This window comes from Pasteurella dagmatis (assembly GCF_900186835.1).
In the GTDB taxonomy this organism is placed as follows: domain Bacteria; phylum Pseudomonadota; class Gammaproteobacteria; order Enterobacterales; family Pasteurellaceae; genus Pasteurella; species Pasteurella dagmatis.
In genome coordinates, this window is the sequence record NZ_LT906448.1 from 848119 (window position 1) to 856747 (window position 8629).

Consider the following 8629-nt stretch of genomic DNA (forward strand, 5'->3'; position numbering starts at 1 on the left):
TCCCTTTTTATTACCGATTTTGAATTTCAAATTTACTTTTCTGGCATTTACTTTATTTTCTCTTTCTACATAAAAAAACTTGATTTTTCACTCTTATACTAGTTTAATAATACAAAATCAAATTCAAGAGGTCTCTTTCTAATAACCTCTTATTTCAGTTTAAAACAACATCCATTTATTTAAAGGAATAACTATAATGTCTGAAACTTTGCTTAATCCTTATTTTGGTGAATTTGGCGGAATGTATGTGCCAGAAATTCTCGTCCCAGTACTAAAGGAATTAGAAAAAGCCTTTGTGGACGCTCAACAAGATCATCAATTTCAAGAAGAATTCCTCGATTTATTAAAAAATTATGCGGGTCGTCCTACAGCCCTAACCTTATGCCGAAATTTAACCAAAGGCAGTAAAACCAAGCTATATCTCAAACGTGAGGATCTTCTACACGGTGGCGCACACAAAACTAATCAAGTTTTAGGACAAATTTTGTTAGCAAAACGAATGGGAAAAACACGTATTATTGCCGAAACAGGTGCAGGTCAACACGGTGTTGCCACTGCCCTTGCTTGTGCAATGCTCGGTATGCCTTGCCAAATTTATATGGGAGCAAAAGATGTCGAACGTCAATCACCTAATGTCTTTCGTATGCGTTTAATGGGCGCAAATGTTACTGCTGTTAATAAAGGCTCTTCATCACTAAAAGATGCTTGTTGCGAAGCAATGCGTGATTGGGCTGAAAATTATGAAAATACACATTATCTATTGGGAACTGCTGCCGGTCCACACCCTTTCCCAACCATTGTGCGTGAGTTTCAAAAAGTGATTGGAGAAGAAACTAAACGTCAAATCTTGGAACAGGAAGGTCGCTTACCAGATGCAGTTATTGCTGCTGTAGGTGGTGGTTCAAATGCTATTGGTATATTTACTGATTTTATTGATGAAGAAAAAGTCCAGTTAATCGGTATCGAACCTGCGGGTAAAGGCATAGCAACAGGTCAGCACGGTGCGCCGTTACGCCATGGTACAACGGGAATTTACTTTGGGATGAAAGCACCATTAATGCAAACTAAAGATGGACAAATTGAAGAATCTTACTCAATATCTGCAGGTTTAGATTTTCCATCTGTTGGGCCCCAACACGCCTATTTACACGCTATTGGGCGTGCAAGTTATGAATCTATTACGGATGATGAAGCCTTAAATGCCTTTCAGCAATTAGCACGTCACGAAGGTATTATACCAGCATTAGAAAGTTCGCACGCATTAGCTTATGCTTTAAAACTGATAGAAAAGAATCCAGAAAAAGAACAATTATTAGTCGTTAATTTATCTGGACGTGGAGACAAAGATATTTTCACAGTTGATAAAATTTTATCTGAAAAAGGAGTTTTCTAATGAGCCGTTTCAATACTACTTTTGCCAAGTTAAACGCTAAAAATGAAGGGGCTTTTGTGCCATTTGTCACCTTATGCGATCCAAATTTAGAACGTTCTTTTGATATTATTTGTACTCTTGTTGAGAATGGTGCCGACGCATTAGAATTAGGTTTCCCATTTTCTGATCCTCTACTCGATGGCCCTGTTATTCAAGCTGCAAACCAGCGTGCACTCAGTGCAGGTTATAGCAGTGATGCTAGTTTTGAATTGATAAGCAAAGTGCGGTCAAAATATCCAGATATTCCTATTGGTTTATTACTTTGCGCGAACCTCGTTTATGCACAAACCATTGAGGACTTTTACAAGCGTTGTTCTGAAGTTGGTATAGATGCTGTCTTAATTGCTGATGTACCATTATTAGCTAGCAATGAATTTATGCCATTTGCAGAAAAATATGGCATTCAACAAGTGTTTATTTGCCCACCAAATGCAGATGAAAAAACTATTCAACGTCTAGCAATTCAAAGTAAAGGCTATGTTTATTTAGTCTCACGTGCAGGCGTAACGAGCGCTGAAAATCAAAAGATGACAAGCAATCTGGCAGAATTGATCAATGCATTAAAGCAAAACAATTCGCCACCTATTTTACAAGGCTTCGGTATCTCAACTCCACAGCAAGTTACCGATTGTTTAAAACTTGGTATTGCCGGAGCAATTTCAGGTTCTGCAACAGTGAAAATTATTGAGCAATATCTTAATGATCACGAAAAATGCTTGGAGGAATTAGCGAGCTTTGTAAAAAGAATGAAAGAATCAACTGTACTTAAATTACGGTAATACCACTATGTTAGCCAGTGTTTTACTCATCAACACTGGCTAATATCACTTCCTTTTTATCTTTTAATCCTTAAACAAATTTCCTCTCATTCTGTTTCTACGCTATACTAGAGCTCTATTTTTGCTGTATAGGAATGATATTAATGAAAAAAATTGAACAGCTTTTTGCGAATAATTATAGCTGGGCAATCAGAATGAAAGAGGAAAACTCCTCTTATTTTCAGGAGTTAGCAGATCATCAAACGCCAAGCTACCTCTGGATTGGTTGCTCTGATAGTCGTGTTCCTGCAGAAAAATTAACAAATTTAGGGCCCGGAGAATTATTTGTACATCGTAATGTCGCTAACCAAGTCATTCATACGGATTTAAATTGTTTATCTGTTGTACAGTACGCTGTGGATGTTTTAAACATTGAGCATATCATTATTTGTGGTCACACTAATTGTGGTGGTATCAAAGCAGCTATGGCAGATCAAGATTTAGGTTTAATTAATAACTGGCTTCTGCATATTCGTGACATTTGGTACAAACATAGCCATTTATTAGGCAAATTACCTCCTGAAAAACGTGCAGATATGCTCACAAGAATCAATGTTGCGGAACAAGTTTATAACTTAGGTAGCTCATCAATTATCAAATCTGCTTGGAAAAATGGGAAAAAACTGTCTTTACATGGTTGGGTCTATGATGTCAACGATGGTTTTTTAATAGATCAAGGCGTAATGGCGACAAGCAGAGAATCTTTAGAAATCTCTTATCGTGATGCAATAGCTCGTTTATTGACCTTAGATGAAAGTGATATTTTGAAAAAAGCACATGAAATCTATGAGTATGATTAATTAGCAATTTATAGCCAGATTTTATCAAAACGAAGAGCGGTCAATTTTTTTAAAATTTTGACCGCTCTTTTTAATAACCTGTTAACTTGACTATCTTGTATTTAGAAAATAGATAATGCTAACACAATAATCACGCCAAGTGCTAAAACAACTGTCATCATTGAATAACCAAAAGTACCCATTCTGCTCTCCTCAATTAAGTAAATTTTGCTTATTCTAATAAAAAATGCCCATAAATAAAAATAATATTTATAACAAGAAAAAATGTGACATTGCGCAAAAAATTAGGAACTATTGCTTAACCTATGATCCAAATCTCGTATAATGAATAAATTTTGTATGGAGAACACTTATGGCAACAATAAAAGATGTCGCAAAAATGGCTGGGGTATCAACAACCACAGTTTCTCACGTAATTAATAAAACACGATTTGTTGCAGAGGAAACGGAAAAATTAGTTTTAGATGCTATTCAACAATTAAATTATTCTCCAAGTGCTGTCGCTCGTAGCTTAAAGGTCAACACAACAAAATCGATCGGAATGATCGTCACGAGCAGTGAAGCACCTTATTTTGCGGAGATCATCCACGCAGTAGAAGAATATTGCTACCGTCAAGGCTATTCATTATTTTTATGCAATACACAAAACAACGTTGAAAAAATCAAAAACCATCTTGAAATGCTGATTAAAAAGCGAGTTGATGGTATTTTAGTCATGTGTGCTGAATACACGCAAGATTCTTTGGATTTATTAGCAAATTTCACTTCTCTCCCTATGGTTGTAATGGATTGGGGACCAAATAATAAAAATACCGATATTATCCAAGATAACAGCTTCACTGGCGGCTATATTGCTACAAAATATTTGATCGATAATGGTCACAAAGATATCGGTATCATTGCAGGTGAGCTTTCAAAAACAACAGCAAAAACACGTTATGAAGGTTTTATCAAAGCAATGAAAGAGGCCAATTTAGTAATTAACCCAGATTGGGTTATGGAGGGTTATTTTGAACCAGAAGACGGTTACGAGTGCATGAACAAAATTCTAGCACAAGACACACTCCCTACGGCTGTTTTCTGTTGTAATGATGTAATGGCTCTAGGAGCAATTTCTGCTATTAGTGAACGTGGTTTGCGTGTACCTGAAGATATTTCAATTATTGGTTACGACAATATTCACGCATCACGTTTTTATTCTCCACCATTAACAACAATTCACCAATCAAAATCACGTTTAGGTGCGCGAGCAGTCACTTTGTTGTTTGAGCGTATTAATGAAAAATCAGATCTCCACGAAACGATTGAAATGCATCCAGAGCTCGTCGTTCGTAAGTCGGTTAAATCGCTTCTTTAAGACTTCTTGAGCTCTATTTTTAGATGAAACTAGAGCTCATTAATTTCCTTCGACCTATCAAAAATCATATTTATACATACTTTCTAATTTATTATCCAAGATCATATTTTTCATTTAAAAAAATAAATAGGATTGATCTTTATAGCTATTTTTGATTATATCTACATATATTGAGGTATTTGACCTGCCATTTTTAGTCATCAAAAATTATTTAAGAGGTTATATTATGATTCAGCAGTACTCTACTATGCGTAATAATATTAGTATGTTAGGACGCTTTCTTGGGGAAACTATTAGTGATGCGCAAGGTAGCGATATTCTTGAGCTCATCGAAAATATTCGTGTACTGTCGCGCAATTCTCGTGGCGGCGATGATAAGGCGCGTAATCAACTACTTTCTACTCTTGCAACAATTTCTAACGATAATATTATCCCTGTCGCACGTGCATTTAGCCAATTCTTAAATCTCACTAATATTGCGGAGCAATATCAAACTATATCGCGTCATCATAATGATCAAGTTGCTTCTGAACGGTCCATACCAGCATTATTTAAACGCCTAAAAGCACAACAAGTACCACAACAAAAACTAATGGAAGCTGTTGAGAAGTTACTGATTGAGTTAGTTCTGACTGCACACCCAACAGAAGTAACTCGCCGCTCTTTAGTACATAAACACGTTGAGATTAATAAGTGTTTGAGTAAATTAGAACATAGCGATTTAATGGATAATGAACGCAAGATGATTGAGCGCCGTTTATTACAACTCATTGCTCAAGCTTGGCACACTAATGAAATCCGTACACAACGCCCTACGCCATTTGAAGAAGCTAAATGGGGATTTGCGGTGATTGAAAACAGTTTATGGCAAGCTGTGCCTGAATTTTTACGTCAGCTCAACGCAAGTGCGGTCGAATTTTTTGGATTTAATATTCCAGTGGAACTAAACCCAATTCGTTTTTCTTCTTGGATGGGAGGAGATAGAGATGGTAATCCATTCGTGACTGCCGACGTTACTTGTCAAGTGCTACGCTTAGCACGTTGGAAAGCTGCTGATTTATTTTTAAAAGATATTCAGGCTCTTTCTGATGAATTATCAATGGTAAAATGCACAGAGGAATTCCGCCAAAAATATGGCGATCACATTGAGCCTTACCGTGCTGTTGTCAAAGAATTACGTTCAAAACTCATGACAACCTTAACATACTACGATGATCTATTAACTAACCGAACTCCACGTGTAAGTGAAAATGAAATCATTACTTGTGATGAGCAACTCTGGGAGCCTCTCTACGATTGTTACCAATCATTACAAGCTTCTGGAATGCGCATTATCGCCAATGGCTTATTACTAGATTGTTTACGCCGTATTCGTTGCTTTGGAGTGACCTTGTCACGTCTTGACATACGCCAAGAAAGTACTCGACATACAGAAGCCATTGCTGAAATCACACGTTATATTGGTTTAGGTGACTATGCACAATGGAGTGAAAGCGACAAACAAGCTTTCTTAATTCGTGAGTTAAGCTCTCGCCGCCCATTATTGCCACTTAATTGGTCACCTTCTGCCCCAACACAAGAAATTTTAGACACTTGTCGAGTGATTGCAGAGCAACCTGAGGGGGTAATTTCTTGCTACATCATTTCAATGGCAAAAACAGCATCTGATGTACTTGCTGTACATTTATTATTAAAAGAATGTGGCGTTCCATACCACTTGCCTGTCGTGCCATTATTTGAAACCCTCGATGATTTAGCTGCTTCAGAAAGTGTGATGACTGAGTTATTTAATATTGGCTGGTATCGTGGCATTATCAATAATAAACAAATGGTGATGATAGGTTATTCTGACTCAGCTAAAGATGCAGGAATGATGGCGGCCTCTTGGGCGCAATATTGTGCACAAGAAGCAATAGTGAACTTATGTCACAAACTCAATATTGAATTAACTTTATTCCACGGACGAGGTGGTACAATTGGTCGTGGAGGTGCACCAGCACACGCTGCTCTACTTTCTCAACCTCCCCGCTCACTGAAAAATGGCTTACGTGTGACAGAACAAGGAGAAATGATTCGATTTAAATTAGGCTTGCCTGCTGTAGCAGTAGGAAGTTTGGGGTTATATGCAAGTGCTATTTTAGAAGCTAACCTACTACCACCACCAGAGCCAAAAGCAAAATGGCGTGAGCTAATGAATGAACTTTCTGCTTCGTCATGCAAAATTTACCGTGATATTGTACGTGGTGAAAAAGATTTCGTACCCTATTTCCGCTCCGCAACGCCAGAACAGGAGCTATCCAAATTACCATTAGGCTCACGTCCAGCAAAACGTAATCCAAATGGTGGAGTGGAAAGCTTACGTGCTATTCCTTGGATATTTGCTTGGATGCAAAACCGGCTCATGCTGCCTGCTTGGCTAGGTGCAGGAGCTTCACTACGCCAAGCTATTGAAAAAGGACAACGCAATGTGATTGAGGAAATGTGTGAAACTTGGCCATTCTTCTCGACACGTATTGGTATGTTAGAAATGGTGTTTAGTAAAACAGACACTTGGCTTTCCGAGCATTATGATCAACATTTAGTTGACCCATCATTGTGGTATCTAGGCAATGCTTTACGTGAACAGCTAAAGCAAGATATTCAAACGGTATTATCGCTCTCTCACGAAAATCAATTAATGTCTGATTTACCTTGGGTAGCTGAATCTATCGCATTACGTAATGTCTATACTGATCCCCTCAATTTATTGCAAGTAGAGCTCCTACGCCGTTTACGCACAAATCCAGATAACGTGAATGCAGATGTAGAACAAGCATTGATGATCACAATTACAGGTGTAGCGGCAGGCATGCGCAATACTGGATAGCCCTTTTCCCTATCCCACTTGATAGAAATATTTATGCACTAGGAAATAGTGCATAAATTTCATCACTTTTTCAACTGGTCAAAAAATTTACTATCCCATTGATTTTAAATGGAAATAAATAATGTTATTTGCTAAGATATGCTGCTTTTTTGAAAAAAGCAGGTTGTTTTTTATCACTAATGGAATAGTAAATGAGCAAAATGAAATCACATTTATTCAAAGCAATTTCACTCACATCAACATTTTTCTTATCTCACCCTCTTTACGCTGAAAACAATCTCACTATTTACTGCACATTACAAAATGAAGCGTGTGAAGAAGTTGTACAGCGTTTCTCTACACAACACAATATCAATGCAAAATTTGTACGTAGTAGCACTGGTGTGACACTAGGTAAAATCAAAGCAGAAAAGGATAAACCTCAAGCTGATATTTGGTATGGGGGCACCATTGATCCACATTTACAAGCGCGAGATTTAGGGTTATTAGAAAAATATCGCTCCCCTAAACAATCAGAAGTCTTACCACAGTTTAAACATTTAGTCGAAAAATATGGTGATTACACGTCTTTTGGCTATATGCTAGTTTTAGGTTTAGGGATTAATACCCACAAGTTGAAACAACTTGGCTTAGAACACCCAAAATGTTGGAGTGACTTACTTGATCCTCGCTTTAAAGGTGAAGTGCAATTACCTGATCCACAAAGCTCAGGCACCGGTTATTCATTTCTAGCAACGCTGATTCAAATGTGGGGAGAGGAAAAAGCCTTTTCATTTTTAAAACAATTAGACAGAAATATTTCACATTATGTAAAAAGTGGTATTGTCACTAGTAATTTAGCACGCGGTGACAGCAGTGTTAGCATTGGTTTTTTACATACTTTCGAAGCCGAAAAAGCTAAAGGTGCACCTATTCAGTCAGTTTCAGTATGTGAGGGTGATAGCTATACTCTTGGAGGCATTAGCATTATTAAAGGTGCACGCAACCTTGAAAACGCAAAAATATTTATGGATTGGGCATTAAGTAAAGAAGGTCAAGAGCTTAATTGGATGCGTAAAGCACCTTATCAAATACCAACTAATAAATATACTGAGATCTTGCCTGATGCTGTTAAACCAAACCAATTAAACCTCATTGACTTTGATTTCGAGAGATTCGGTTCAAGTGAACAGGCGAAAAAAATCCTCTCTCATTGGATTGAAAAAATCAAATTATCCAAATAAGCCTTCAAACAAAAATCCACTTTCTACAAAGTGGATTTTTTATACCTAAAGTGCGGTCAAAATTTTATATTTTTTAATACACTAATTATATGCAATAAAAAAGTAGGAATAAGCGACCTCATTCCTACTTTTA

6 protein-coding genes are annotated in these 8629 nt (G+C 37.2%); all 6 read left to right on the forward strand.

Annotated elements, in window-relative coordinates; genetic code table 11:
- Positions 1 to 196: 196 nt before the first annotated feature.
- On the forward strand, positions 197 to 1393 hold the full coding sequence (trpB, locus tag CKV78_RS03905; RefSeq protein WP_005762197.1) for a tryptophan synthase subunit beta: 1197 nt from the start codon (positions 197 to 199) through the stop codon (positions 1391 to 1393).
- Positions 1393 to 2211 carry a tryptophan synthase subunit alpha gene (trpA, locus tag CKV78_RS03910; protein WP_005762198.1) on the forward strand — a complete coding sequence of 273 codons (819 nt, stop codon included), beginning with the start codon at positions 1393 to 1395 and terminating at the stop codon, positions 2209 to 2211. The genes trpB and trpA overlap by 1 nt, the downstream gene beginning before the upstream one ends.
- Before the next feature lie 143 nt (positions 2212 to 2354).
- Positions 2355 to 3050 (forward strand): carbonate dehydratase, encoded by a 696-nt coding sequence (gene can, locus CKV78_RS03915; RefSeq protein WP_005762199.1) that lies wholly within the window; start codon positions 2355 to 2357, stop codon positions 3048 to 3050.
- A gap of 352 nt (positions 3051 to 3402) precedes the next feature.
- Positions 3403 to 4407, forward strand: coding sequence for an HTH-type transcriptional repressor PurR (gene purR, locus CKV78_RS03920; RefSeq protein WP_005762200.1), 1005 nt, complete (start codon positions 3403 to 3405; stop codon positions 4405 to 4407).
- Between the two features lie 226 nt (positions 4408 to 4633).
- Entirely contained in the window at positions 4634 to 7273 is a 2640-nt protein-coding gene (gene ppc, locus CKV78_RS03925; protein WP_005762201.1) for a phosphoenolpyruvate carboxylase, read from the forward strand.
- A gap of 191 nt (positions 7274 to 7464) precedes the next feature.
- Positions 7465 to 8496, forward strand: a complete 1032-nt coding sequence (locus CKV78_RS03930; RefSeq protein WP_005762202.1) for an ABC transporter substrate-binding protein — start codon at positions 7465 to 7467, stop codon at positions 8494 to 8496.
- The last annotated feature ends 133 nt before the right edge of the window (positions 8497 to 8629 follow it).